Below are 25486 nucleotides of genomic sequence, written 5' to 3' on the forward strand. Positions count from 1 at the left end.
TCAGTCGACGGGCGCGCTGTGCCGATCGACGTGCGCGAGATACGCCTCGGCATTGCGGCGGATGCCGGCCTGCTCGTCGGCGGTGAGCTCGCGCCGCACCTTGCCCGGCACGCCGGCGACGAGCGAGCCCGGGGGCACGACCGTGCCCTCGAGCACCACGGCGCCGGCCGCGACGAGTGACCCGCGGCCGATCACGGCGCCGTTGAGGATCGTCGCGCCCATGCCGATGAGGCAGTCGTCCTCGACCGTGCAGCCGTGCAGCACCGCGCGGTGCCCGACCGAGACGCCGCTGCCGACCGTGACGGGGTAGCCCGCGTCGACGTGGCAGACGACGCCGTCCTGCAGGTTCGAGCCCTCGCCGAGGGTGACCGTCTCGGCCTCGGCGCGCAGCACCGCGTTGTACCAGACGCTCGAGCGCGCGGCGAGTCGCACCTGGCCGACGACGACCGCGCCGAGGGCGACGAACGCGCTCGGGTCGAGCTCGGGCGCCGGGATGCCGGCGATGGTGAGGATGCGGGCGGACGGATCGGCGCTCATGCGCCCCAGCCTATTCCGGCCGTCGGCGCGGTCCCGTTTCAGGAGGACGGAGGCGGCTCAGGACGATTCCGCCGATCCGGTCCTGATTCCCCTCCGTGCTCCTGAATCGACGAGGGTCGGGGGCCGGCGACGGCGAGGCGGATGGCGCGCAGCGCCGCACCCACGGCGAACACCGCGACGCCCGCCACGATCGACGCGATCGGCAGCGTGGCGACGAGCACGACGCATCCGACAGCTCCGAACCACGACAGCCAGCGCGAGACCAGCCGCTCGCCCGCCGGCTGGGTGAGCGCCGCGGCGTTCGCGACGAGGTAGTACAGCAGCACGCCGAACGACGAGAACCCGATCGCGCCGCGCAGGTCGGCGACGAGCACGAGCAGGACGACCGCGACCCCGACCGTGAGCTCGGCGACGTGCGGCACCCCGAACCGCGGATGCACGGAGGTCAGCCGGCGCGGCAGTTCGCCGTCGCGCGCCATCGCGAGGCTCGTGCGGCCGACGCCCGCGATGAGCGCGAGCAGCGACCCGAGCGCGGCCACGCCCGCCGCGACGCGCACTACGGGCTCGGCCCAGAGCCATCCGGCCGCACCCACGACGTCGACGAGCGGGGCGGATGACTCGGCGAGCGTTCCCGCCCCGAGCGCGCCCAGCGCCGCGACGCCGACGGCGGCGTACACCACGAGCACGACGCCGAACGCGACCCCGATCGCGCGCGGGATGGTGCGCGTCGGCTCGCGCACCTCCTCGCCGAGCGTCGCGATGCGCGCGTAGCCGGCGAAGGCGAAGAAGATCAGGGCGGCGGCCTGCAGCACGCCGTACGCGGCGGCGATCGGCGCGGCCGCGCCATCCGGAACCCCGACGGGAGGGACGATCGAGGCGCCACCGCCGTCGCCGGCATCCCACCCGCCAATGACGATCGCCGCGATCCCGCCCGCCACGACGACGACGAGCACCGCGATGACCGCCGACACGATGAGGCTCGCCACGCGCGCCGTCCGAGTCACGCCCAGCACGTTCACGCCGACGAGCGCGACGACGGCGAAAATCGCGACCGGCTTCTGCCACGCCACGGGCACCAGGTACGCGGCCGCCGTCATCGCCATCGCGGCGCAGCTCGCCGTCTTGCCGATCACGAACCCCCACCCGGCGAGGAACCCGGGCCATGCGCCGAGTCGCTCGCGGCCGAACCGGTACGCGCCGCCGGCCTCGGGGGAGCGCACCGCGAGCTGCGCGGTCGACCCGGCGTTCGCGAACGCGACGAGTGCGGCGATCGCGAGGCCCACGAGCAGCCACGAGCCCGCGGCCTGCGCTGCCGGCGCCCACACGGCGAACACGCCGGCGCCGATCATCGCGGCCAGGCCGATCGCAACGGTATCGCGGAGCCCGAGGCGGCGCGCGAGGCGGTCGTGCGAGGGCGACGGGGAGGGGGAAGCACTCACGTTCGCACCCTACGGCAGTCCGGTGAACGGCCGGCGTCGGCCGAGGCGAGCGGATGTCGCATCCGCTCGTAGGATCGACGCATGCCAGCCGAACAGACCTCCGCGTCCTCGCACGCCGCCGTCGACCGCGTCGTCGCCGCGCTGGCCGCCGACGGCCTCGAGCCACGGATCGTGTGGTTCGACGACGCCGTCACCACCGCGCAACTCGCGGCCGACGCGCTCGGCGTCGAGGTCGGCCAGATCGCGAACTCGCTCGTCTTCACCCTCGACCACGAGCCGATCCTCGTGCTCACCTCGGGCGCGCACCGCGTCGACACCGAGTGGCTCGGCGAGCAGCTCGGCGGCCGCATCGGGCGGGCCTCGAAAGAGGTGGTGAAGGCCGCGACCGGCCAGGTCATCGGCGGCGTCGCGCCCGTGGGGCACCCGTCGCCGGTCCGCACGTTCGTCGACACCGACCTGGCCGCGTTCGACGAGGTGTGGGCCGCGGCCGGGCACGCGAAGACCGTGTTCCCGACCACCTACGACGACCTCGTGCGCATCACCGGCGGCACGCCGACCGCCGTCGAGCCGGCGCAGCGCGCATGACGCACGCGAAGGTGAGCTGGCCGCGACAGGCGGGTCCGCTCGTGCTCCGGCCACCGACGAGGGCCGATCTCGACCAAGTGCTGGTGTGGCGGAACCGCCCGGAGGTGACGCAGTGGCTGCTGCGCACGACCGTCGAACCCGAGGCGTTCCGTCAGCGCTGGCTCAGCGCCGTGGAGGATCCGCGCGACCACTCCGTCGTCGCCGAGCTCGACGGCGAGATCGTCGGGACGGGATCGCTCGAGGTCATCGACGGCATCGGGCAGTTCGACGGCGACACCTGGCGCGACGCCGAGGGGCTCATCGGGTACCTGATCGCTCCCGACCACGCCGGGCGCGGGTACGCGACCCGCATCCTCCGCGGGCTGCTCGAGATCGCGTTCGCAGAGGTCGGCCTGCGCCGGATCACCGGAGCCTGCTTCGCCGCCAACGTCGCATCTTGGCGCGTCATGGAGAAGGCGGGCATGCGGCGCGAGCAGCATGGGGTGCGCGACTCGTGGCATGCCGAGCACGGCTGGATCGACGGGTACACCTATGCGATCCTCGCGGAGGAGTGGAGTCCAGTCGTCGAGTAGCCGCGCTCAGGCGTCGCGGCGCGCGCCCTGCGCGGCGTGCACGGTGAAGATGGCCGGCTCGCGGTAGCCGCGCTCGGCGAAGGCCGCCTCGACCCGGCGTCGCAGCTCGGGCACGAGCGCGTCGCCGACGAGCGCGATCGCCGCGCCGCCGAACCCGCCGCCCGTCATGCGCGCCCCGACGGCGCCGCCGGCCTGTGCGGTCTCGACCGCGAGGTCGAGCTCGGGCACGGAGATCTCGAAGTCGTCGCGCATCGACACGTGCGAGGCGTCGAGCAGGAGTCCGATCGCGCCCGGGCCCTGCTCGCGCAGCGTGCGGACGGTGTCGAGCACGCGCTGGTCCTCGGTGACGACGTGCCGCACCCGCCGGAACGTCTCGTCGTCGAGCAGTTCACGCGCCCGGTCGAGGTCCTCCACTCGCACGTCGCGCAGCGACTCGACGCCGAGGATGCGGGCGCCCGCCTCGCACGACGCGCGACGCGCCGCGTACCCGCCGGTCGCGTGCGTGTGGCTGACGCGCGTGTCGATCACGAGCAGCGATAGCCCGGCCTCGGCGAACCCGAGCGGGATCACGTCGGCGTCGAGGCTGCGGCAGTCGAGGAACACGCCGGAGTCGGCCTCGCCGAGCAGCGACGCGGACTGGTCCATGATGCCCGTCGGGGCGCCGACCGCCCGGTTCTCGGCGAGCCGGCCGACCTTCGCCAGCGTCGGTCGGTCCATGCCGAGACCCCAGTGCTCGTCGAGGGCCAGCGCGACGGCGCACTCGATGGCGGCCGACGACGAGAGCCCGGCGCCCACCGGCACGTCGGACTCGATGTGCAGGTCGACCCCGCGCACGTGCTCGAGGTCGGCGCCGAACTCGCCGAGCGCCCAGACGACCCCGAGCGGGTAGGCGGCCCATCCGCTCACCGCGTCGGGCGTCAGCGTGTCGAGGTGCGCCTCGACCGTCTCGGGCGAGAACGTCGAGGAGACCCGCACGAGCCGGTCGTCGCGGTCGCCGAGCGCCACGGTCGTGCGGCGGTCGATCGCGAACGGGAACACGAAGCCGTCGTTGTAGTCGGTGTGCTCGCCGATGAGGTTGACGCGGCCGGGTGCCGACCAGACGCCCGCTGGGCGGCGCCCGTACCGCTCGGCGAATCCATGCTGGGCGGATGCCACGTGGTCGGTCACAGCTCGACTCCTTCGATCGCGTCGCGCAGAGCCGCGGCCTGCACCTCCGGGGGGACGTCGCCGATCCACGCGCCCATGGCGGCCTCGGACCCGGCGAGGTACTTCAGCCGCTCGGCGCCACGGCGGGGGCTCGTGAGCTGCATCGACAGGCGCACCTCGGCGCGCCGCTCGTGCACCGGCGCCTGGTGCCACGCGGCGATGTACGGCGTCGGCGTGTCGTAGAGGCGGTCGAGGCCGCGCAGGATCCGCAGGTAGACGCGAGCGAGCTCTGCGCGCTCGGCCTCATCGGTCGCGGCGAGGTCGGGGACGTGCCGATGCGGAACCAGGTGGACCTCGATCGGCCAGCGGGCCGCGAAGGGGACGTAGGCGGTCCAGTGCTCGCCGGCGATGAGCACGCGCTCGCCGGATCGCTCGCGCTCGAGGATGTCGGCCTGCAGCGCCGGGCCGTAGGCATCGATCGCGGCGAGCAGGCGCTCGGTGCGCGGCGTGACGTAGGGATACGCGTAGATCTGGCCGTGCGGGTGGGGGAGCGTCACGCCGATGTCGCGTCCGCGGTTCTCGAACGGGAAGACCTGCTGCACGCCGGGCAGCGCCGAGAGCGCCGCCGTGCGATGCGCCCACGCCTCGATCACGGTGCGCGCGCGCGAGACGCTCTGCGTTCCGAAGGACCCCTCGTGCTCGGGGCTGAAGCACACGACCTCGCAGCGCCCGTGCGACGGCAGCCGCCGCTCGATCCCGAGGTCGCGCACTCCGGCGAGGGCCGTGGAGGCCGCGGACGGGACATCGGGCCCGGCGCCCCAGTCGGGCAGCTCGGGGCCGAACGAGGGCGACCGGTTCTCGAAGACCGCGACGTCGTAGAGGCTGGGGATCTCGGACGGGTTGGTCTCGGTCTGCGGCGCGAGCGGGTCGGCGTCGGCCGGCGGGAGGAAGACGCGGTTCTGCCGCGCCGCGGCGATCGAGATCCAGTCGCCGGTCAGCGGATCCTGGCGCATCTCGGCGGTGGTGGGCCGGGCGTCGAGCGTGCGCGCGTCGATGGCGCGCTCGGACGGCAGGACGCTGTCGACGTCGTCGTAGTAGATGAGCTCGCGGCCGTCGGCGAGCGTCGATCGCCGCACGGCGATGCGCGGATCGAGGAGGCCGGGTTCAGTCTGGTGCACGCGGACACGGTACGCCGTTTTCGTTTGCGAAACAAGTGCATTTCGTATTGCAAAGTTGAGTTGCGCATCCGACAATAGCGACATGGACCCTGACCTGACCGCGGCACGGCGACGCTCGCTCGCCGCCGACCTCGTGATCGAGCGCGGGTTCGTGCGCGTCGCCGAGCTCAGCGAGTCGTTCGGCGTCACGCCCGTCACCGCGCGCGCCGACCTCGACGCCCTCGAGCGCGCCGGCCTCGTGCGTCGTGTGCACGGCGGCGCGGTCCCCGCCGGAGCCGCCCCGGCGACCGAGGCCCGACCCGATCGCGAGCCGAGCTTCGAGGAGGCGCTCGCCACCTCCGTCGTGCCGAAGCAGCGCATCGGCGAGCACGCCGCATCACTCGTGCGGAGCGGGCAGAGCGTCATCCTCGACGTGGGCACCACCACCCTGCAGGTGGCTCGCGCCCTGCGCGCCCGCGCCGACCTCGACGACGTCACGATCCTGACGAACGGGCTCTCGATCGCGCTCGAGCTCGAGCCCGAGATCCCGCGGTTCACGGTGATCGTGACCGGCGGCACGCTGCGGCCGCGACAGCACTCGCTCGTGCACCCGCTCGCCGGCTCGATCCTCGAGGACGTGCACGTCGACTTCGCGTTCATCGGCTGCAACGGCGTCGATCCCCGGCTCGGCGTCACGAACGCGAACCTGCCCGAAGCGGCCGTGAAGGCGCACATGCTGCGGCGTGCGGCCCGCGCCGTGATCGTCGCCGACGCGTCCAAGCTCGGCGAGGCGCACCTCGGTCGGATCGGCCCGGTCGACGCGTTCGACGCGCTGGTGACGAATGCCGCGGCGCCGCCCGTGCTCGTCGGCGAGCTCCGCGACGCCGGGCTCGAGGTGCTCGTCGCCCCCGAGCCCGAGCGGCCATAAGGTGGTCTCCATGACGCACCCCACGGGCGACCAGTTCGTCCTCGAGACGTCCACCTCCACCGGAGACGTGCGGGCCACCATCACCGCCGTCGCCGCCGGACTCCGCACGCTCTCCATCAACGACATCGACCTGGTCCCCGCCTACGGCGACGACGAGACGCCGCCTTCGGGATCGGGCATCGTGCTCGTGCCGTGGCCCAACCGCATCCGCGACGGCAAGTGGAGCCACGAGGGTCGCGAGTACCAGCTCGCGATCACCGAGCCGGCGCGAGACAACGCCATCCACGGGCTCCTGCGATACGCCGAGTACTCGCCGGTCGAGCAGGATCGCGACTCGGTCACGCTCGCCGCGACGATCTACCCGCAGATGGGCTACCCGTTCACGGTGCGCACCGCCGTGCGCTACGAGCTCGTCGCCGACGGACTCAAGGTCACCCACTTCCTCGAGAACCTCGGCGGGGAGCCCGCGCCCGTCGCGGTCGGCACGCACCCGTTCGTCAAGATCGGCGACGTTCCCACCGAGGAGCTCGTCCTGCGCCTCGACGCCGCGAGCCACATCGAGGTCGACGACCGCCTGCTGCCGACCGGCGAGGTGCCGGTGGATGACACGGAGTGGGACTTCCGCGAGGGACGCCGCGTCGGCGACGTGCAGCTCGACGACGCGTTCGGCGGGCTCGCGGCGGTCGACGGCAGCGTGGAGCACACTCTCGTCGCACCCGACGGACGCACCGTGTCGGTCTGGGCCGACGACGAGTTCGCCTACGTCCAGGTGTTCACGACCGAGTCCTACCCGGGCGAGAGCAAGGCCGTCGCGGTCGAACCCATGACGGCGCCCGCCGACGCGTTCAACTCGGGCCGCGGGCTGCGCTGGCTCGACCCGGGCGAGCAGTGGGAGCTCAGCTGGGGCATCCGCTTCGCCGGCTTCACCGCCGAGTGAGTCGCCTGGGCGGCGCCGAGCGGGGCGGCCTGCTACGCGCTGCTATCTCGGCCGGGACGCTGCTCAGCCGACGCAGCTGCCCGAGTCGACCCGGTCGCTGAGCGACGGCGCCTGCTCGGCCAGCGGCTCGAGCGTGCCGACCGGCACGGCGAAGCCCACGTTGTCGACCGTCTGCGACTTGGCGAACACGACGCCGCCCACGAGCCCGTCGCCCGTGAGCACCGGCCCGCCCGAGTTGCCGTGGTCGACGTCGGCCGCGAGCGTCACCACCTCGCGCGAGGAGTTCTCGCCGTCGATCGCGATGGTGATCGGCCCGGTCGCCATCACGCGCGCCGGCCGCAGCTCCAGCGGACCTCCGAACGGGTAGCCGGCGACCGCGACGTCGGCGTCGGCCGCAGGCTGGTCGGCGAGCCCGAGCGGCGCGACGCCGAGCCCGTCGGTGGCGATCACCGCGAGGTCCTGCGCGGCGTCGAACGCGACGACGCGTCCTGCCACGGGGCCGCGGCCGGGCGCCTCGACGATGGGTTCGTCCACCCCGGCGACCACGTGCGCGTTGGTCACGACGCGGTCCTCGGCCACCACGAAGCCCGATCCCGTCAGGTTGCCGCCGCACTCGTACGCGAGCCCGGTGACGCGCACGACGGATGCCGCTGCGGCGGACAGTTCGGGATCGTCGACGCCGCCCGTCGGCAGGTCGGGCGAGACGGTCGGCCCGTCGAGCACGCCGACGAGCCACGGGATCGCCTCGCCGACGGCGGCCGTTCGCAACTCGGCCATGAGCGTCCGCGCCGGCGGCGGCGTGACCTGCTCGATCCCGCGGACCACCCACGAGTTGGCCACCGCGGGCGAGACGACGGGCACTCCCATCGTCGAGACGCCCGCACCGACGAGCGCGATGACGAACGCCGCGACCATGGTGTTCACGATCGCACCGAGGATCCGGTCGACGATCCCGAGCTTCACGGCGTCGGCGCCTCGCCGCAGCGCGCGCCCGATCGAGCTGCCGAGCGCGACCCCGCCGACGAGCAGGAGCACCGCGACCGCGATCGCGACGGGGGCGCGCCACTCCGGCGCGGCGATGAACGACACGACCCACGGCATCGCGAGGTACGCGGCGATCCCGCCGGCGATGAGCCCGAGCAGTCCGCCGAGGCTGCGCAGGAGTCCCGCGCGCCATCCGTGCACGAGCGCGCCGACGAGGACGAGCACGAGCAGGATGTCGAGGATGAGGCTCCAGGGCATCGCCACGCTCCGATCTGCTGTGCCCTCCAGCCTCGCGCACGCGGCTCGGAGCGCGCTGTGGGCGCTCGTTGCGGGGGTTTCCCCCGCCGGGCATCCGGACGCCTGTCCCACCGACCGCTCAGTCGGACTCACGTAGCGTCGAACGCATGACGACGACGATCGCGCTCCGAACCGCCACCGCCGCCGCCGAGTCCGCGCTCACGGGCCTCGCCGCGTGGGCCGTGGACGTCATGGAGACGCTCGGCGCGCCCGGCGCCGGCCTGGCGATCGCACTCGAGAACCTCTTCCCGCCCCTGCCGAGCGAGGTGATCCTGCCCCTCGCGGGCTTCACCGCCAGCCAAGGGTCGTTCACCCTGGCCGAGGTGCTGTTCTGGACGACGCTCGGCTCCGTCGTCGGTGCGCTCGCGCTGTACGCCGTCGGCGCGCTGCTCGGGCGCGACCGGACACGCGCGGTCGCGAAGGCCATCCCGCTCGTCGACGTCGCCGACGTCGATCGCACCGAGGCGTGGTTCCTGCGGCATGGCCGGGCCGCGGTGTTCTTCGGGCGGATGATCCCGCTCTTCCGGTCCCTCATCTCGGTGCCGGCCGGCGTCACGCGCATGCAGCTCCTGCTCTTCCTCGCCCTGACGACGGTGGGCAGCGCCATCTGGAACACCGTCTTCGTGCTGGCGGGCTTCGCGCTCGGCGAGAGCTGGCACCTGGTCGAGCCGTGGGCGGATGCGTTCCAGCTGGTCGTGATCGTCGCGGTCGTCCTCGCCGTCGCGGCGTTCGTGGCCACGCGCGTCGTGCGCGTGCGCGAGCACCGTCGTCGCGTCGGCCGCGGCGAGGCGACCGAGGGCGGACTCTAGGCCGCAGGTCCCGAGGTCGAGCGCGGCACGGTACTACCGTGGAGCCGTGCTCGGCGGGCTCGCGAACGGTCGCCTGCGCACCGCCTCGAAGCTGCGACGGTGCGAGGGAGTGCCGTCGTGAACACGCCCACGGAATTCGCGCGCAGCGGCGACGCGGACTTGGCGTACAAGGTCATCGGCCAGTCCGGTGTCCGGGACATCCTCCTGGCGTTCCCACTGGTGTCGAACGTGGACGTGTTCCTGGAGCTCTCGGAGAACGCCGAAGCCGTCGATCGCCTCGCGAAGCTGGGCCGCGTGATCCTGTACGACAAGCGCGGTGCGGGGATGTCCGACCGAGCCATCGGACCGGTGTCCGTCGAGCAGCACAGCGACGACCTCGTCGCGGTGCTCGACGCGGCCGGAAGCGCGCGGGCCGTCCTGCTCGGATGGTTCGACGGAGGTGCCGTCAGCCTCGTCACCGCGGCGCGCCATCCAGATCGCATCGAATCCGTCGTCGCGAGCGAGGTGCTCGCTGTCGGCCGCCCCACCGACGGATTCCCGTGGGGATTCGGACCTCGATACGGCGAGGCGATGATGCGAAAGCTGATCGCGATGGGGTGGGGCAAGGCGTCCATGGCCCGGATGACAGCGCCCGAGTGGGCCGGAGATGCCCGGCTGATCGACTGGCTGACCCGCTACGAGCGCCTCTCGGCACCCCCGAGCGGGGCGGCCAGGGTCTTCGACGACGCGCTGGAACTGGATATCCGCGAATACCTGGACCGCGTCACGGCTCCAGTGCTCGTGATCCACGATCTCGACTTCCCCGGGCTGCCCCCCGAGCCGTTCGAGTGGATGGCAGACGTCCTGCCGCACGGACTACTCAAGCTGGTTCATCGGAATACATCGGTACCGTTCGTGATCCCGTCGGACGAACTCGTCGACGAGATCGAGGAGTTCCTCGTCGGGACGCGCAGCGGCGGCCGGCGCGAGCTCGCGAGCATCGTGTTCACCGACGTGGTCGGCTCGACCACGACACTCGCCCGGGACGGCGACCGGCACTGGCGCAACCAGCTCTCGTCGAATCGCGAGTCGCTTCGCAGATCGCTCGCGCGGTATGGCGGACGCGAGGTGAACACCGCGGGCGACGGGTTCTTCGCGTGCTTCCCGCTGCCCTCGTCCGCGCTCCGCTTCGCCGGCGAGGCGGTGAGGGATGCGGCGGAGATCGGCCTCGGGCTGCGCGCCGGGATGCACTGCGGCGAGGTGCTGGTCGACGGGGCGGATCTCATCGGCATCGCCGTCCACGTCGCGGCACGCGTGGCAGCGCACGCGGGCGCCGGGGAGGTGTTCCTGACGGACACCGTCCGCATCCTCGTCGACGGGTCGGATCTGCGATTCGAGCCGGTCGGAGCTCATCGGTTGAAGGGCGTGCCGGGAACGTGGCGCCTCTTCCGCCTGGACGGGGGATCGTCATGATCCCGCCGACACGGTACGCCCATCGCGACGGCGTCGACCTCGCCTACAAGGTGTTCGGCGACGGCGAGCGGGACATCGTCATCTCGTTCGCCTTCATCTCGCACGTCGACGTCTTCTGCGAGCTCGCCGAGCACATGGAGTTCATCGAGCGGCTCATGGCCCTTGGCCGGGTCGTCATCTTCGACAAGCGGGGTACCGGACTCTCCGATCGGACCAGCGGCCTCTCCACCATCGAGCAGCACGCCGACGACCTCGTCGCCGTCCTCGACGCCGTCGGCAGTCGACGTGCCGTGGTGATCGGATGGTTCAACGGGGGCGCCATCGGGCTGGTCGCCGCCGCGCGCCATCCGGATCGCATCGAGTCGGTGATCGCGTTCGAGGTGCTCGCGGTCGGGACACCCCGTTCGGACTTCCCGTGGTCCGCCGACGCCGCCTGGATCGCGAGCCTCACCCGTGGACTCGACACCACCCGGTGGGGCGGCGGGACGATGGCCGAGCAGATCTGGACCACCGAGCGGGAGGGCCGTTTCATCGCCTGGTGGAAGCGCTACGAGAGCATGTCGGTCACGCCGAGCGGTGCCGGCCGATTGGCGGAGGAGGTCGCGGGCGTGGACATCCGTCCGTACCTCGACGGCGTCCCGGCGCCCGTGCTCGTCCTCCACGATCCGTCCTTCGCCGGAGTCGACATCGGAGCCATGCGCTGGCTCGCCGACCACCTGCCGAACGCGCGCCTGAAGCTCGTCCGGCGTCAGGCGGCCACGCCGCCGCTCATCCCGACCGAGGACCTCGTGGACGACATGGAGGAGTTCCTGATCGGCACCCGCAGCGGCGGGCAGCGTCAGGTCCTCACCGTCGTGTTCACCGACATCGTCGGCTCGACCGCCGAACTCGCCCGCGTCGGCGATGAGCACTGGCGCAACGCGCTCAGCACGCATGGCGATGAGCTCCGACGATCGCTCGCGAGGTATTCCGGGACCGAGGCGAACACCACGGGGGACGGCTTCGTGGCGACGTTCCCCCTTCCGTCCAGTGCGTTGCAGTTCGCCGACGAGGTGGTCGCGGATGCCGCGGGGATCGGGCTCACGCTCCGGGTCGGCGTGAACGCGGGCGAGGTCATCACCCGCGACGGCGGCCTCATCGGCGTCGCGGTCCACGCCGCGGCCCGGATCTGCGCGCTCGCCGAGCCGGGCCGGACGTACCTGAGCGACACCGTCCGCGGGCTCCTCGTCGGCTCGGGCTTCGTCTTCGAGGACCAGGGCGAGCACGAACTCCGAGGCGTGCCCGGCCGCTGGCGACTGTGGTGCCTCGCCCGGACCGAATCGGACGTGTGAGCACGTATCCGAGAATGTCGGCGAGCACCAACTCGAGGGCGCGCCCGGTCACCGGCGATTGTGGACCCTCTCACCCCCGGCCGCGACCGCCTGAGCGGTCGGTTATGGTCGAGCATGGCCGCGCCCGCGCCGCCACCACCGACCACCCCACGACGACGAGGAGTGACGCATGCGCGTCGGCATGTTCCTGAACTACGCCGGAGGCTTCCGCGAGGTCGCCGACGAGGTCGAGGAGCTCGGGCGTGCGGGGGTCGACCTCGTCGCCGTGCCCGAGGCGTACTCGTTCGACGCGGTGAGCCAGCTCGGGTTCCTCGCGGCCCGTACCACGCGGATGACCCTCATGAGCGGCATCCTGCAGCTCTATACGCGCACGCCCACGCTGACGGCCATGACCGCGGCGGGTCTCGACTACGTGTCAGGCGGCCGCTTCGAGCTCGGCATCGGGGCCTCGGGGCCGCAGGTCATCGAGGGCTTCCACGGCCTCGCCTACGACGCACCGCTCGGCCGCACGCGCGAGATCGTCGACATCTGCCGCATGACGTGGCGCCGCGAGCCGGTCGTGCACCAGGGTCGGCACTACCGCATCCCGCTGCCCGAGGGCGAGGGCACCGGTCTCGGCAAGCCCCTGAAGCTGATCAACCACCCGGTCCGCGAGCGCATCCCGATCACCATCGCATCGCTCGGCGCCAAGTCGGTCGAGCAGACCGCTGCGATCGCCGACGGATGGCTGCCGATGTTCTTCCATCCCGAACGGGCCGGCGACGTGTGGGGTGCGTCGCTCGACGCGGGCCGTTCGCGGCGCGCCGCCGAACTCGGGCCGCTCGACGTGTTCGCGAGTCCGGCCGTCGCCATCACTGATCGGGCGGATGTCGCGGCCGCCGCGATCGCGGCCGTCAAGCCGAACCTCGCCCTCTACGTCGGCGGCATGGGCGCGCGCGGCAAGAACTTCTACAACGACCTGATCGCGAGCTACGGCTACGCCGACGAGGCCGGCACCATCCAGGAGCTCTACCTCGCCGGACGGCGCGACGAGGCGATCGCGGCGGTGCCCGACGAGCTCGTCAGGGCGATCTCCCTCATCGGGTCGCCGTCCGAGGTGGGCGAGCGCATCGCGGCGTTCGCCGCGGCCGGCGTGACGACCCTCACGGTCACCCCGTTGGCGCGGAACTCGGAGGAGCGCGTCGCCCTCATGTCCGGTCTCCGGAGGCTCGTCGACTGATCCCGGGCGGCGCCGACCGCGGATCGGAAATCCCGAGCAGCCCTCGACTTCCTCGGAATCAGGTGGGCCCGCGTCCAGCCCCAGTTCGAGGGTGTAGGTCGCACGGGGACCAGCGCATACGCTCGGTCCACCGCTCGCAAGTGCGGAAGGGGAACCTGGGGAGGAGCCGCCGTGGCGGGGCGATGAGGCCGGAGCCTCTCACCCGCCGGGCGGTGCCCTGGCCCGGCCGTCGGCCGTCACCCCCGCCGAGGCGACGGTGGCGGCGCGCAGCCGACGGATGGCAAGTGGTCGTGCTGCGCCTGCGGCAGAGCCCGCGGCATGATGGGAAGCATGTTCCTCGCCGATCGTGCTCGCCGTCGGGGTCGCCGCGCATGACGCCCGACGCGGTCGTGGTCGGTTCGGGGCCGAACGGCCTCGCGGCGGCGGTCACGCTCGCGCGCGCCGGACTCCGGGTGCAGGTGTTCGAGGCGGCCGCCGAGCCGGGCGGCGGATCTCGCACGGCCGAGCTCACGCTGCCCGGCTTCCACCACGACGTCTGCTCGGCCGTGCACCCCATGGCGCTCGCCTCGCCGTTCTTCCGGGCGTTCGGCCTGGAACGGCGCATCGACCTGCGCCTGCCCGACCTCTCCTTCGGCCACCCGCTCGACGGCGGCCGCGCCGGCCTCGCCTGGCTGGACCTCGACCGCACGGTCGACGAGCTCGGGCGCGACGGGCGGGCCTACGGGCGGATCATGCGTCCGCTGGTCGCGCACGACGACGAGGTGACCGAGTTCACGGGGTCGACCCTGGTCCGCGTGCCGCGACATCCGCTCATCGCCGCCCGATTCGGGCTCGCGGCCATCGAGCAGGGCTCGCCGCTCTGGAACGCGCGATTCCGCGAGGACCTCGCGCCGGCCATGCTGACGGGGGTTGCCGCCCACACCATCCGGCCCATGCCGAGCCTCGCGACCGGCGGTGCCGGCCTGGTGCTCACGATGCACGCGCACGCGCGCGGCTGGCCCATCCCGGTCGGCGGCAGCGGCGCAATCATCGGCGCGATGATCGACGACCTCGTCGCGCACGGCGGCGAGGTGGTGACGGATGCCGCGATCGACGACCTCGCGGCGCTGCCCGCCGCGCGCGCCGTCGTGCTCGACGTGACCCCGCGCGCGCTCTCGCGCATCGCCGGTCGCCGCCTGCCCGACCGATACCGGAGGGCGCTCGAGCGCTTCCGGTACGGCAACGCCGCGGCCAAGGTCGACTTCGCGTTGTCCGGGCCGGTGCCCTGGGCGAATCCGGCGCTCGCGCAGGCCGGCACGCTGCACCTCGGCGGGACGCGGGCCGAGATCGCCGCGGGGGAGCGCGAAGTGGCGCGGGGGCGCCATCCGGAATCGCCGTACGTGCTCGTGTCGCAACCGTCGATCGTCGACCCGACGCGCGCGCCCGAAGGGCGCCACACCCTCTGGACGTACACGCATGTGCCGGCCGGCTCGACGGTCGATCCGACCGAAGCGGTCGTGCGCCAGGTCGAGCGCTTCGCGCCGGGCTTCCGCGACCTGATCCTCGCGTCGTCGTCGCGCACGGCGATGCAGATGCAGGACGAGAACCGCAACTACATCGCCGGCGACATCGCCGCGGGCGCGGCCACCATGCTGCAGCTCGTGCGGCGCCCCGTGATCTCGCCCGATCCGTGGCGCACTCCGCTCTCGGGCATCTACCTCGCGTCGTCGTCGACCCCGCCGGGGCCGGGCGTGCACGGCCTGGCCGGATGGCACGCCGCGCGCAGCGCGCTGCGCCACACGTTCGGCCTCACGGCCGCGCCGTCGCTCGAGCCCTGACGCGCTTCCATCGGCGCGATTCGTGGTGCCCCCAGAGAGACTCGAACTCTCGACCCACGGATTAACTTGCTGCACTGAGTTTCCCCAGCCACCGCGCTGCGGCTTGCAGTCTGGACTATATCTTCACCTTCGGCCGGGCCGGTCAGGTGCGCCGCGTGTAGTCTCTGAGGTTCCCTTGCGGTTACCTGCTGATTGCCCAATCCCTCGGATTGTCACTGCCCCATCGGGCGAGTACCTCGGGCTCTCAGGGTGTTCCAGCATATAGCGGCGGTCATCCAACGCATTTCGGCGCTGGCGCTCCATCTGTTCTGTTGAAGTCCGTTGCTCTAACCAACTGAGCTATAGGGGCGTGACCACCCTAACAGCCCGCTTCCGCGCCTCCGCGTCCGTTGGCGAGGCTGCTCAGGAGGGTCGGTCTCGCAGGGCGGAGTGTCGCCGGGAGGCCGTATGTTGGGCTCGATCGATCGGAGGCCGCATGAAGACGTGCTCGACCTGCCGGCGCACCCTCGTGACGTCCGACTTCAACAAGCGCGCAAGATCACTGGACGGACTCCAGTCGACCTGTCGAGACTGCAATCGCGACCAGGCACGCGCGTACTCCGCGCGCAACCGCGAATCGCATGTCCATCGCATCGTGGCAGCGAAGGGCCAACGGAGAGGTCGGGCGCTGGAGTTCATCGGTCGCCACCTGATCACCCACCCATGCGTCGACTGCGGGGAGACCGACATCCGTGTGCTCGACTTCGATCACCGGGAGGGCGCGGCCAAAGGGCTGAGGTGATGCGATTGGCTCAGGGCGGTCACGGGCTGGCCCGAGTCGCCGCGGAGATCGCGAAATGCGATGTCCGTTGTCGGAACTGTCATGCGATCGTCACGTACGAGCGCATGGGATCGGCCTGGCGATCGACGTTGCGGCTCCGGGTTCAGGAGGAGGTCGCTGCCGTCCTGAGCGAGACGTAGCGCGAGGTCTCCGCCAGGCGCATGGATCAATCGCCTTCCGGCGTCCGCCGAGCGCGGAATCCGGCCCGGGTCGTCGGCCGTCGGGGTATCGTGGCCCGCGATGACCGCAGACTTCCACCGGCCCACGCGCTTCCCGCCGACGATGTTCGAGGGGTTCCTGGGCGCTGACGACCCGGCGCAGGTGAGCCGCGTCGCGCACGACACCGCCGCGGCGGTCCTCTCGCGCGTGCGCGCCGACCCCGACCCCGAGATCGTGGCGCGGCTGGTGTCGTACACCGACGAGCACGGGATCGACGCGATCGCCGAGCTGTGGTCGCGGGCGTCGCCGAAGAGCCTGCCCGGCGCGCTGTGGCGCATCTACCTGCTCCGCACCATGATCCGGCAGGATGCCGCCGGCGTGAGCCTCGCCTTCCAGCGCGGCACCGAGGTGTCGCCGACCATCGACCAGGTGGTCGCGGGCGCGCCGACGCCCGCGGGCCCCGCCGAGGTCCGCGAGCTGGCCGACGTCATCCTCCGCGGAGTATTCGCGGGCGACTTCGCGGCCGCCCTCGAGCGCGCCGCCGCGTTCTGCCGCGTCGCGTCGACGGGCTTCGCGAGCCTCGCCGATGATGCGGATGCCGCGGACGCCGCGCATCCCGACCGGCCGGGCATGCTCACCCGCCGGGCCCTCCGCCTCTCCTCGCTCGGCGAGGAGCTCGCCGCCTGCGCGCGGCTGTGGCGCCACGAGAGCCTCGACTAGGAGCCCGGGACAGCGACGCGGCCTCGCCATCCGCACGACACGCCCGGCCGCCGAGCGCGTCTGGGCATCCGGTCGGAATCCCCGACCCGGGAATAGGTGCCGCGGGCGCCTCGTTTACACTTGTCGTGGCCGGTCGCAGTAACCCCGGGCTCCAATATTCGCCGCTTCGAGCGGCCTCGCGCCGAGAGGCGTTCTGCGGCCGGCCATAATCATGCCCCCCGCGGCGATGCCTCCGCGGCGTACCATCGGAGCATGCCCGAGACGGTCTCGTTCCTCGTCGATCCCCTTCCGCATGAGGCGAGTGCCGAGTTCCTCGAGGCCTCGTTCCGCGAGATCGAGCCGGGTTCCGGCGCACTGGCGGTGAACGACTTCGCGCCGCACCGCGGCGACGGCATCTTCGAGACCCTCGCGATCATCGGCGGGCACGTCCAGGAGGTCGAGCCGCACCTCGGTCGCCTCGTGAACTCGGCGCGCCTCTGCGAGCTGCCCGAGCCGAATCTCGACCAGTGGCGCTTGATCATCACCCGGGCCGCCGAGCGCGTCCCCGCCACGGGCGAGTACGCCCTCAAGCTCGCGCTGAGCCGAGGCCTCGACCCGGGTCCGAAGCCCACCGGATGGGTCAACGTCACGCCGGGCGCCGACTTCGCCACGGCGCGCGAAGACGGCATCCGCGTGGTCACGCTCGACCGCGGCGTCGCCCGCGGGGCGGGGGAGCGGGCACCGTGGCTCCTGCTCGGCGCGAAGACCCTGAGCTACGCCTCGAACATGGCCGCCATCCGCGAGGCGAAGCGGCGCGGCGCCGACGACGCGGTGTACGTGTCATCCGACGGGTTCGTGCTCGAGGGCCCGACCTCGAGCGTGCTCGCGCGGCTCGGCGACGTGGTCGTCACGCCGCCGCCGGCGGCCGGCATCCTGCACGGAACGACGCAGCGGAGCATCTTCGGCCACCTCGCCGAACGCGGGATCGACGCCGAGTACCGCGATCTCACGGTCGACGAGCTGCTGGGGGCGGATGGCGCGTGGCTGGTGTCGAGCGTGCGCATGGCGGCGCCCATCGCCGCCGTCGACGGCACCCCGATGTCGGTGGACCGCGCCGCGACCGCCGAGCTCAACGCCTACCTGCTGAGCCCGCGCGACTGAGACCCGAACGCTGAGACGCGAACGCTGAGACGCGAACGGCCCGGCCCCCGAGCGGGGACCGGGCCGCGACATCCGCCGCCGGATCAGCCGAAGCGACCCGACACGTAGTCCTCGGTCGCCTTCACCGACGGGTTCGAGAAGATCGTCGTGGTGTCGTCGTACTCGATGAGGTTGCCCGGCTTGCCGGTGCCCGCGATGTTGAAGAACGCCGTCTTGTCGGACACGCGCGAGGCCTGCTGCATGTTGTGGGTCACGATCACGATCGTGTACTCCTGCTTGAGCTCCTCGATGAGGTCCTCGATCGCGAGCGTCGAGATCGGGTCGAGCGCCGAACACGGCTCGTCCATGAGGATGACCTCGGGCGAGACCGCGATCGCGCGGGCGATGCAGAGACGCTGCTGCTGGCCGCCCGACAGGCCAGAGCCCGGGCGGTCGAGGCGGTCCTTGACCTCGTTCCAGAGGTTCGCGCCGCGCAGCGACGACTCGACGAGGTCGTCGGCGTCGGACTTCGACATCCGGCGGTTGTTGAGCTTCACGCCCGCGAGCACGTTCTCCTTGATGGACATCGTGGGGAACGGGTTGGGGCGCTGGAAGACCATGCCGACCTGCCGACGCACGAGCACGGGGTCGACCTCGGGGTCGTACAGGTTGTTGCCGTCGATGAGCACCTCGCCCTCGACCCGCGCGCCGGGGATGACCTCGTGCATGCGGTTCAGGGTGCGCAGGAACGTGGACTTGCCGCAGCCCGAGGGGCCGATGAACGCCGTCACGCTGCGCGGCTCGATCTCGAGCGAGACGCCCTCGACCGCGAGGAACTTGGAGTAGTAGACGTTGAGGTCCCGGACCTCGATGCGCTTGGACACGTCGATCTTCCTAACTGGGTGGCCTGGTCAGCGACCGTACTTGGGGGCGAAGAACCGCGCGACGAGGCGCGCGATGAGGTTCAGCGCCATGACGATGAGGATGAGGGTGAGCGCGGCGGCCCACGCACGGTCGAGGTACGCCTCGGGCGGATTGCCCTGGTTCGCGTACTGCGTGTAGACGAACACCGGCAGCGATTGCATGCGTCCGTCGAAGAGGTTGTAGTTGACGCTCTGCGTGAAGCCTGCCGCGATGAGCAGCGGGGCCGTCTCGCCGATGACGCGGGCGATCGAGAGCATGATGCCGGTCGTGATGCCCGCGATCGACGTCGGCAGCACGACCTTCACGATCGTCAGCCACTTCGGGACGCCGAGCGCGAAGGCAGCCTCGCGGAGCTCGTTCGGGACGAGCCGCAGCATCTCCTCGCTGGAGCGCACGACGACGGGGATCATGAGCACCGCCAGCGCGACCGCACCGGCGATGCCGGTGCGCGTGCCCGGACCCCAGAAGATCGCGAACAGCGCGTAGGCGAACAGGCCCGCGACGATCGACGGGATGCCGGTCATGACGTCGACGAGGAACGTGATGCCGCGGGCCAGCCGGCCGCGACCGTACTCGACCAGGTAGATCGAGGTCATGAGGCCGATGGGGATCGAGATGAGCGCGGCGGTGCCGGTCATGAGCAGCGTGCCGATGATCGCGTGCAGCGCACCGCCGCCCTCGCCGGTGACGTTGCGCATCGAGTACGTGAAGAACTCGGCGTCGAAGCGCGCGAGGCCGAACGTGATGACGGTGATCGACAGCGAGATCAGGGGGATCATCGCCAGCAGGAACGCGCCGGTCACGAGTGCCGTGACGAACCGGTCGGTCGCCTTGCGGGGTCCCTCGACGATGCGCGAGAGCAGCGTGATCGTCACGACGTAGACGAGCGCGGCGACGACGAGCGTGCCGATCCAGTTGAACTCGGCGCCCGAGAAGGCGATCACGCCGAAGAGGCCGGCGGACACCGCGATGCTCGCCCCGAGCACGAACCACGGCGCGCCGTTGGGCAGCTTGCCGGCGGTGAGCGAATTGCTCACGGGCGTCGCCGCAGGCGACCGGGTCTCGGGCGGGGTGACGGTGGTGGTCATCAGTTCGCTCCGGAGAACTCGGCACGGCGGGCGACGATCCAGCGGGCGATCGCGTTCACCGCGAAGGTGACGATGAAGAGGATGAGGCCGGTCGCGATCAGCACGTTCACGTTGAGGCCGTACGCCTCGGGGAAGCTGAGGGCGATGTTCGCCGCGATGGTCGACGGGTTGACCGAGGTGAGCAGGTCGAAGGTGACGGCGCCGGTGGCCGAGAGCACCATGGCGACGGCCATCGTCTCGCCGAGCGCGCGGCCGAGGCCGAGGACCGCGGCGGAGATGATGCCGGGGCGCCCGAACGGGAGGACCGCCATCCGGATCATCTCCCAGCGGGTCGCGCCGAGCGCGAGCGCCGCCTCCTCGTGCAGCACCGGCGTCTGGAGGAACACCTCGCGGCTGATGGCGGTGATGATCGGAATCACCATGACCCCGAGCACGATGGCCGCGGTGAGGATGGTGCGACCCGTGCCCGAGACGGGCCCCGAGAAGAGCGGGAACCAGCCCATGTTGTCGACGAGCCAGGAGTAGAGGGGCTGCACGGCCGGCGCGAGGACCCCGATGCCCCAGAGGCCGAACACGACGGAGGGCACGGCGGCGAGCAGGTCGACGATGTAGCCGAGCACCGAGGCGAGCCGACGCGGCGCGTAGTGCGAGATGAAGAGGGCGATGCCGATCGAGATGGGCAGCGCCATGAGGAGGGCGAGGGCTGCCGCCCAGATCGTGCCGAAGACGAGGGGCCCGACGTAGGACCAGAAGTCCGTCTCGAGGATGGATGCTTCCTCGGCGCTCGCGAAGAGGGCGGGGATGGACTGGACGATGAGGAACGTCGCGACGGCGGCGAGCGTCACGAGGATCATCGAGCCGGCGAAGACCGCCGACTTCGAGAACACCCGATCACCGGGGCGCTGCTTGGCCCTGATCGGTGCGGTGGCGGTGGTCATCAGGCTGATCCTCCGGTCGTGGTGCGTGGGGACAAGGCCGTGCCCGACCCCTGGGGCTCCTCCGCGGAACGCTGGGGGTCGGGCACGAACCTACTACTGGATCGAGTCGATCGCAGTGACGATCTGCTCGCGGAGCGAGTCGGAGATCGGGGCGGAACCGGCGGCCTCGGCCGCGACTTCCTGGCCCTCGGCGCTGGCGATGTACGAGAGGTACCCCTTCACGAGCTCGACGTTCTCGGGCTCGGCGTACTCCTGGCACGCGATGAGGTAGCTGACGAGGACGATCGGGTAGACGCCGGCCTCTTCCGAGGTGCGGTCGATCTCGATCGCCAGGTCGCCGGCCTCGCGGCCCTCGGCGAGCGGCGAGGCGTCGACGATCGCGGCCGCCGCCTCGGGCGAGTACTCCACGAACTCGTCGCCCACCTGCACCGCGACGGTGCCGAGGTCGCCGGCGCGCGAGGCGTCGGCGTAGCCGATCGTGCCGGTGCCGTTCGTCACGGCGTCGACGACGCCCGAGGTGCCCTGGGCCGCCTCGCCGCCCTCGAACGGCCAGACGCCGTCGGCCTCGTAGGTCCACACGTCGGGTGCCGCGGCACCGAGGTACTCGGTGAAGTTCTCGGTCGTGCCCGAGTCGTCCGAGCGGTGGACGGGCGTGATCGCGGTGTCGGGCAGTTCGACGCCCTCGTTCGTCGCGGCGATGGCCGGGTCGTTCCACGCGGCGATCGTGCCCGCGAAGATGCCCGCGATGGTCGCGGCGTCGAGGTTCAGCGTGTCGACGCCCTCGAGGTTGAAGATGACGGCGATCGGCGAGATGTACAGCGGCAGCTCGACGATGCTGGTGTCGGGCGCGCACTTGGCGAATCCGCCGGCGGTGAGCTCCTCGTCGTTGAACGCGCGGTCGGAGCCCGCGAAGTCGCTCGCACCCTCGAGGAAGGTGTCGCGACCGGCGCCCGAGCCCGAGGGGTCGTAGTCGATCGTCACGTCGGGGTTGGCGGTCTGGAAGCCGGCGATCCACGCCTGCTGCGCCGAGTCCTGCGACGACGCGCCCGCGCCGACCAGGTTGCCCGAGAGCGTCGATTCCGAGGCTTCGGGCTCACCCGAGGCGCCCTCGTTCGCTGCGCAGGAGCTGAGCGCGAGTGCCGCGGTCATGGCGATGACGGCGGGCGCGCCGAAACGCTTGAGGTTCACGTGATTCCCTTCCGGGGTTCTGGATGCAGGGGGTGGGTCGGTGCCGACCCGCCTGCGACGCTAATCAGCGTGCGTGACGAGCGTCCCCCACGGCGGTGAACGGAAGGTGAACGGGCGTCGACGCGCGGGCGGCGCCGCCCTGCGCGTCGGCTGTGCGTCAGACCCGGGGTTCGTGCGTCTCGATCGCGATGATCCCGGACGACGGGTTGCTCGACGAGAGGTGCACCACGCTGAATCCACCCACCTCGAGCTCGGCCGCGTCGGAGACGTACGAGCCGAGCGGCGTGCCCGTCGCGAGGGCGATCTCGCGCATGATCTCGGGCAGCACCGGCCCGTGGCTGCAGACGACCGCGGTCTTCCCGACGCGCACCCGCTTGCCGATCACGCGCCGCACCTCGTCGCTGCCGGCCTCCCACGCGTCCTGGCTGATCCCGTCGTCGCGCTTGACCGACAGGGCGGATGCCGCGGCGAGCGGTGCCACGGTCGTGACGCACCGCACCGCGGGACTGGAGACCAGCTTCCGTGGCGCCCACGCCCGCAGCATGCCCACGAGCGCCGCGGCCTGCTTCACGCCGCGTTCGGTCAGCGGACGCGACGAGTCGGTCCCGTTCCAGGCGCCGCGCGGCTGCGCCTTTCCGTGCCGCAGCACGATGACGCCGAACGTGCCGGTCACGCCCTGGTCGACGAGCGCGGCGAAGTTGTCGAGGATCTCGCGGTCGGGCTCGTAGCTCAGGTAGCCGCGGGCGCGCTTGATCGTGACCCACTCGAGCGCGGCGATCTCGGCGTTCGGCCGGAACGTCGAGCGCTGCACGGCCTTCTCGGTGACGTGCGCGGCCCAGTAGTGCACGATCTTCTCGCGCCCGCTCGGCATGGCGTAGCGCGAGACGCCGAGCGGAACGCCGAGCGCGACGTGCAGGCCCGTCTCCTCGCCGATCTCGCGCACCGCGGTCTCGGGGAGGGTCTCGCCCGGATCGACCTTGCCCTTGGGGATCGTGACGTCGCCGTAGACCGTCCGGTGGACCACGAGCACGTGGATCCTGCCCTCGATGACGCGCCAGCACACCGCACCGGCCGCATAGACGGCGGTGGCGACCTGGCTCATCGGCGCTTTGCCGTTCGAATGCCGCGATGCGTGGTGCGCTGGATGCGCGCCACCTGGAGGTCGTCGAGCGTCCGGCCCGAGTCATCCGTCGAGTGCCTCGTCCAGGCGCCGTCGCCCCCGAGGTGCCAGGAACTCGTGTGCTCGCTCATCGCGCCGTCGAACAGGGCGCCGATCTCGGCGATGTGGTCGGGATCGACGAGCCGCACGAGCGCCTCGACGCGGCGGTCGAGGTTCCGGTGCATCATGTCGGCCGAGCCGATGTAGACCACCGGGTCGCCGTCGTTGTGGAACGTGAAGATGCGCGAGTGCTCGAGGTAGCGGCCCAGGATGGAGCGGACCCTGATGTTCTCGCTGAGACCGGGGATGCCGGGTCGCAGGCTGCAGATGCCGCGCACCCAGATCTCGACCGGGACGCCGGCGTTCGACGCCCGGTAGAGCCCGTCGATGATGGCCTCGTCGACCATCGAGTTGACCTTGATCCGGATGCCGCTGGGGCGGCCGGCCTCGGCGTTGCGCGTCTCTTGTGCGATGAGCTTGAGCAGCCCCTTGCGGAGGTGCAGCGGTGCGACCAGGAGCCGCTTGAACTTCTTCTCGATCGCGTAGCCCGACAGCTCGTTGAACAGCCGGGTGAGGTCCTTGCCGACCTGGTCGTCGGCGGTCAGCAGGCCGAGGTCCTCGTAGATCCGGCTCGTCTTCGGGTTGTAGTTGCCCGTGCCGATGTGGCTGTAGTGCGCGAGCCGGCCCTTCTCCTGGCGGATCACGAGCGCGAGCTTGCAGTGCGTCTTGAGGCCGACCAGGCCGTAGACGACGTGGACGCCCGCCTTCTCGAGCTTGCGGGCCCAGGTGATGTTCGCGGCCTCGTCGAAGCGCGCCTTGATCTCGACGAGCGCGAGCACCTGCTTGCCCGCCTCGGCGGCGTCGATGAGCGCCGTGACGATGGGGCTGTCGCCCGAGGTGCGGTAGAGCGTCTGCTTGATGGCGAGCACGTCGGGGTCGGCGGCGGCCTGTTCGAGGAAGGCCTGCACGCTCGTCGCGAACGACTCGTACGGATGGTGCAGCAGCACGTCCTTGCGCGCGATGGCCGCGAAGATGTCGGCGTCGCGGTTCGGCTCGGACGGCAGCAGCTGCGCGTTCGTCGCCGGCACGTGCGTGGGGTAGTGGAGGTCGGGCCGGTCGATCCGCGCAAGGTCGAACAGGCCGCCGAGGTCGAGCGGCGACGGGAGCCGGTAGACCTCCTGCTCGGTGACGTCGAGTTCGCGGACCAGCAGGCCGAGGGTCACCTCGTCCATGTCGTCGGAGATCTCGAGCCGGATCGGCGGGCCGAACCGCCGGCGCAGCAGCTCCTTCTCGAGGGCCTTGATGAGGTTCTCGGTCTCGTCCTCCTCGATCTCGACGTCCTCGTTGCGGGTGACGCGGAAGACGTGGTGGTCGAGGATCTCCATGCCCGGGAAGAGGTCGCCGAGGTGGTTGGAGATCAGCTCCTCGAGCGCGATGTACCGCGCGTTCTCGATCGGCTCCGACGGGTCGACGCGCCCGAACCGGGGCAGCATCTGCGGCACCTTGACGCGCGCGAACTCCTGCCGGCCCGTGCGGCTGTTGCGCACGCGCACCGAGAGGTTGAGCGAGAGGCCGGAGATATAGGGGAACGGATGCGCGGGGTCGACCGCGAGCGGCATGAGCACGGGGAAGATCTGCGAGCTGAAGAACTCGTGCAGGTGCGCCCGGTCGTCGTCGTCGAGCTCGGCCCACGTGACGACGTGGATGCCGGAGTCGGCGAGGGCGGGCTTGACGAGCTCCTGGTACGCGAGCGCATGGCGCAGCTGCAGCTCGTGCGCCATGCGCGAGATGTCGCTCAGCACCTCGTGCGGCGTGCGGCCGACGTTCGTGGGCACGGCGAGGCCCGTGTTGATGCGGCGCTTCAGTCCCGCGACGCGGACCATGAAGAACTCGTCGAGATTCGAAGCGAAGATCGCCAGGAAGTTGGCCCGCTCGAGGACGGGCAGCCTCGGGTCCTCGGCGAGTTCGAGCACGCGCTGGTTGAACGCCAGCCAGCTGAGCTCGCGGTCGAGGTAGCGCTCGGCGAGGAGCTCGGGCGCGCCGTCGATGTCGAGCGGCTCGAAGTCGTCGTCGAAGTCGCTCGCGGTCCGGTCTTCGTCGAGGATGGTCTCGGCGGTCATCCCCACATCATGCCACCGGGCTGCGACGGTGGGGTGAAGCG

General features: G+C 71.5%; 22 protein-coding genes. 11 read left to right on the top strand and 11 right to left on the bottom strand.

The window, feature by feature from the left end; all coding sequences use genetic code 11:
• Both ACFQ58_RS06475 and ACFQ58_RS06480 read right to left on the bottom strand, forming a co-directional pair.
• Positions 1-537 carry a gamma carbonic anhydrase family protein gene (locus ACFQ58_RS06475; RefSeq protein ID WP_376950210.1) on the bottom strand — a complete coding sequence of 179 codons (537 nt, stop codon included), beginning with the start codon at positions 535-537 and terminating at the stop codon, positions 1-3.
• Between the two features lie 38 nt (positions 538-575).
• Positions 576-1976: an APC family permease gene (locus tag ACFQ58_RS06480; RefSeq protein ID WP_376950211.1), complete on the bottom strand. Its 1401-nt coding sequence runs from the start codon at positions 1974-1976 to the stop codon at positions 576-578.
• Positions 1977-2057: 81 nt separating this feature from the next.
• Here ACFQ58_RS06480 and ACFQ58_RS06485 point away from each other — a divergent pair, with 81 nt between their 5' ends.
• Positions 2058-2561: a YbaK/EbsC family protein gene (locus ACFQ58_RS06485; RefSeq protein WP_376950212.1), complete on the top strand. Its 504-nt coding sequence runs from the start codon at positions 2058-2060 to the stop codon at positions 2559-2561.
• Positions 2558-3133 (top strand): GNAT family N-acetyltransferase, encoded by a 576-nt coding sequence (locus ACFQ58_RS06490; protein WP_376950213.1) that lies wholly within the window; start codon positions 2558-2560, stop codon positions 3131-3133. Before ACFQ58_RS06485 ends, ACFQ58_RS06490 begins: the two co-directional genes overlap by 4 nt.
• Before the next feature lie 6 nt (positions 3134-3139).
• Here the strand turns inward: ACFQ58_RS06490 and galK are convergent, their stop codons facing one another.
• Both galK and galT read right to left on the bottom strand, forming a co-directional pair.
• The gene (galK, locus tag ACFQ58_RS06495) at positions 3140-4300 is read right to left on the bottom strand and encodes a galactokinase (protein WP_376950214.1); all 1161 of its coding nucleotides are present in this window, start codon (positions 4298-4300) and stop codon (positions 3140-3142) included.
• Positions 4297-5457: a galactose-1-phosphate uridylyltransferase gene (gene galT, locus ACFQ58_RS06500; protein ID WP_376950215.1), complete on the bottom strand. Its 1161-nt coding sequence runs from the start codon at positions 5455-5457 to the stop codon at positions 4297-4299. The genes galK and galT overlap by 4 nt, the downstream gene beginning before the upstream one ends.
• Positions 5458-5539: 82 nt before the next feature.
• Between galT and ACFQ58_RS06505 the strand changes: the two genes are divergently transcribed.
• Both ACFQ58_RS06505 and ACFQ58_RS06510 read left to right on the top strand, forming a co-directional pair.
• Positions 5540-6364: a DeoR/GlpR family DNA-binding transcription regulator gene (locus ACFQ58_RS06505; protein WP_376950216.1), complete on the top strand. Its 825-nt coding sequence runs from the start codon at positions 5540-5542 to the stop codon at positions 6362-6364.
• Positions 6365-6374: 10 nt separating this feature from the next.
• Positions 6375-7301, top strand: coding sequence for an aldose 1-epimerase family protein (locus tag ACFQ58_RS06510; RefSeq protein WP_376950217.1), 927 nt, complete (start codon positions 6375-6377; stop codon positions 7299-7301).
• Between the two features lie 63 nt (positions 7302-7364).
• On the opposite strand, the gene ACFQ58_RS06515 is transcribed toward ACFQ58_RS06510, so the two are convergent.
• Positions 7365-8543 carry a MarP family serine protease gene (locus tag ACFQ58_RS06515; RefSeq protein ID WP_376950218.1) on the bottom strand — a complete coding sequence of 393 codons (1179 nt, stop codon included), beginning with the start codon at positions 8541-8543 and terminating at the stop codon, positions 7365-7367.
• Between the two features lie 146 nt (positions 8544-8689).
• Between ACFQ58_RS06515 and ACFQ58_RS06520 the strand changes: the two genes are divergently transcribed.
• The 7 genes from ACFQ58_RS06520 to ACFQ58_RS06550 all read left to right on the top strand — a co-directional run bounded on the left by ACFQ58_RS06520 (position 8690) and on the right by ACFQ58_RS06550 (position 18049).
• Positions 8690-9391, top strand: a complete 702-nt coding sequence (locus ACFQ58_RS06520) for a DedA family protein (RefSeq protein ID WP_376950219.1) — start codon at positions 8690-8692, stop codon at positions 9389-9391.
• A gap of 117 nt (positions 9392-9508) precedes the next feature.
• Complete coding sequence (locus tag ACFQ58_RS06525; RefSeq protein WP_376950220.1) at positions 9509-10843, top strand: adenylate/guanylate cyclase domain-containing protein; 1335 nt, start codon at positions 9509-9511, stop codon at positions 10841-10843.
• Positions 10840-12174, top strand: a complete 1335-nt coding sequence (locus ACFQ58_RS06530) for an alpha/beta fold hydrolase (RefSeq protein WP_376950221.1) — start codon at positions 10840-10842, stop codon at positions 12172-12174. The genes ACFQ58_RS06525 and ACFQ58_RS06530 overlap by 4 nt, the downstream gene beginning before the upstream one ends.
• Before the next feature lie 169 nt (positions 12175-12343).
• Complete coding sequence (locus ACFQ58_RS06535; RefSeq protein ID WP_376950222.1) at positions 12344-13393, top strand: LLM class F420-dependent oxidoreductase; 1050 nt, start codon at positions 12344-12346, stop codon at positions 13391-13393.
• 371 nt (positions 13394-13764) lie between these two features.
• Entirely contained in the window at positions 13765-15210 is a 1446-nt protein-coding gene (locus tag ACFQ58_RS06540) for a phytoene desaturase family protein (RefSeq protein ID WP_376950223.1), read from the top strand.
• A 1060-nt stretch (positions 15211-16270) separates the two neighbouring features.
• Positions 16271-16909 (top strand): DNA-directed RNA polymerase subunit beta, encoded by a 639-nt coding sequence (locus ACFQ58_RS06545; protein ID WP_376950224.1) that lies wholly within the window; start codon positions 16271-16273, stop codon positions 16907-16909.
• A gap of 252 nt (positions 16910-17161) precedes the next feature.
• On the top strand, positions 17162-18049 hold the full coding sequence (locus tag ACFQ58_RS06550; RefSeq protein ID WP_376950226.1) for an aminodeoxychorismate lyase: 888 nt from the start codon (positions 17162-17164) through the stop codon (positions 18047-18049).
• 83 nt (positions 18050-18132) lie between these two features.
• On the opposite strand, the gene pstB is transcribed toward ACFQ58_RS06550, so the two are convergent.
• The 6 genes from pstB to ACFQ58_RS06580 all read right to left on the bottom strand — a co-directional run bounded on the left by pstB (position 18133) and on the right by ACFQ58_RS06580 (position 25445).
• Positions 18133-18912: a phosphate ABC transporter ATP-binding protein PstB gene (gene pstB, locus ACFQ58_RS06555; RefSeq protein WP_376950227.1), complete on the bottom strand. Its 780-nt coding sequence runs from the start codon at positions 18910-18912 to the stop codon at positions 18133-18135.
• 27 nt (positions 18913-18939) lie between these two features.
• On the bottom strand, positions 18940-20040 hold the full coding sequence (pstA, locus tag ACFQ58_RS06560) for a phosphate ABC transporter permease PstA (protein WP_376950229.1): 1101 nt from the start codon (positions 20038-20040) through the stop codon (positions 18940-18942).
• A complete protein-coding gene (gene pstC, locus ACFQ58_RS06565) occupies positions 20040-20978 on the bottom strand; it encodes a phosphate ABC transporter permease subunit PstC (RefSeq protein ID WP_376950230.1) in 939 nt (312 codons plus the stop codon). The genes pstA and pstC overlap by 1 nt, the downstream gene beginning before the upstream one ends.
• 93 nt (positions 20979-21071) lie before the next feature.
• Positions 21072-22166: a phosphate ABC transporter substrate-binding protein PstS gene (locus ACFQ58_RS06570; protein ID WP_376950231.1), complete on the bottom strand. Its 1095-nt coding sequence runs from the start codon at positions 22164-22166 to the stop codon at positions 21072-21074.
• A gap of 157 nt (positions 22167-22323) precedes the next feature.
• Entirely contained in the window at positions 22324-23268 is a 945-nt protein-coding gene (locus ACFQ58_RS06575) for an NUDIX domain-containing protein (RefSeq protein WP_376950232.1), read from the bottom strand.
• Positions 23265-25445: an RNA degradosome polyphosphate kinase gene (locus ACFQ58_RS06580; RefSeq protein WP_376950234.1), complete on the bottom strand. Its 2181-nt coding sequence runs from the start codon at positions 25443-25445 to the stop codon at positions 23265-23267. The genes ACFQ58_RS06575 and ACFQ58_RS06580 overlap by 4 nt, the downstream gene beginning before the upstream one ends.
• Positions 25446-25486 lie beyond the last annotated feature (41 nt).

Origin of the sequence: Agromyces sp. NPDC056523 (assembly GCF_042794545.1) — a bacterium.
GTDB lineage: Bacteria > Actinomycetota > Actinomycetes > Actinomycetales > Microbacteriaceae > Agromyces.

Coding starts and splice junctions, on each gene's coding strand:
- ACFQ58_RS06475 (WP_376950210.1), bottom strand. CDS start 537: ATGAGCGCCGATCCGTCCGCCCGCATCCTCACCATCGCCGGCATCCCG.
- ACFQ58_RS06485 (WP_376950212.1), top strand. CDS start 2,058: ATGCCAGCCGAACAGACCTCCGCGTCCTCGCACGCCGCCGTCGACCGC.
- ACFQ58_RS06490 (WP_376950213.1), top strand. CDS start 2,558: ATGACGCACGCGAAGGTGAGCTGGCCGCGACAGGCGGGTCCGCTCGTG.
- ACFQ58_RS06505 (WP_376950216.1), top strand. CDS start 5,540: ATGGACCCTGACCTGACCGCGGCACGGCGACGCTCGCTCGCCGCCGAC.
- ACFQ58_RS06510 (WP_376950217.1), top strand. CDS start 6,375: ATGACGCACCCCACGGGCGACCAGTTCGTCCTCGAGACGTCCACCTCC.
- ACFQ58_RS06515 (WP_376950218.1), bottom strand. CDS start 8,543: ATGCCCTGGAGCCTCATCCTCGACATCCTGCTCGTGCTCGTCCTCGTC.
- ACFQ58_RS06520 (WP_376950219.1), top strand. CDS start 8,690: ATGACGACGACGATCGCGCTCCGAACCGCCACCGCCGCCGCCGAGTCC.
- ACFQ58_RS06530 (WP_376950221.1), top strand. CDS start 10,840: ATGATCCCGCCGACACGGTACGCCCATCGCGACGGCGTCGACCTCGCC.
- ACFQ58_RS06535 (WP_376950222.1), top strand. CDS start 12,344: ATGCGCGTCGGCATGTTCCTGAACTACGCCGGAGGCTTCCGCGAGGTC.
- ACFQ58_RS06540 (WP_376950223.1), top strand. CDS start 13,765: ATGACGCCCGACGCGGTCGTGGTCGGTTCGGGGCCGAACGGCCTCGCG.
- ACFQ58_RS06545 (WP_376950224.1), top strand. CDS start 16,271: ATGACCGCAGACTTCCACCGGCCCACGCGCTTCCCGCCGACGATGTTC.
- ACFQ58_RS06550 (WP_376950226.1), top strand. CDS start 17,162: ATGCCCGAGACGGTCTCGTTCCTCGTCGATCCCCTTCCGCATGAGGCG.
- pstA (WP_376950229.1), bottom strand. CDS start 20,040: ATGACCACCACCGTCACCCCGCCCGAGACCCGGTCGCCTGCGGCGACG.
- pstC (WP_376950230.1), bottom strand. CDS start 20,978: ATGACCACCGCCACCGCACCGATCAGGGCCAAGCAGCGCCCCGGTGAT.
- ACFQ58_RS06575 (WP_376950232.1), bottom strand. CDS start 23,268: ATGAGCCAGGTCGCCACCGCCGTCTATGCGGCCGGTGCGGTGTGCTGG.
- ACFQ58_RS06580 (WP_376950234.1), bottom strand. CDS start 25,445: ATGACCGCCGAGACCATCCTCGACGAAGACCGGACCGCGAGCGACTTC.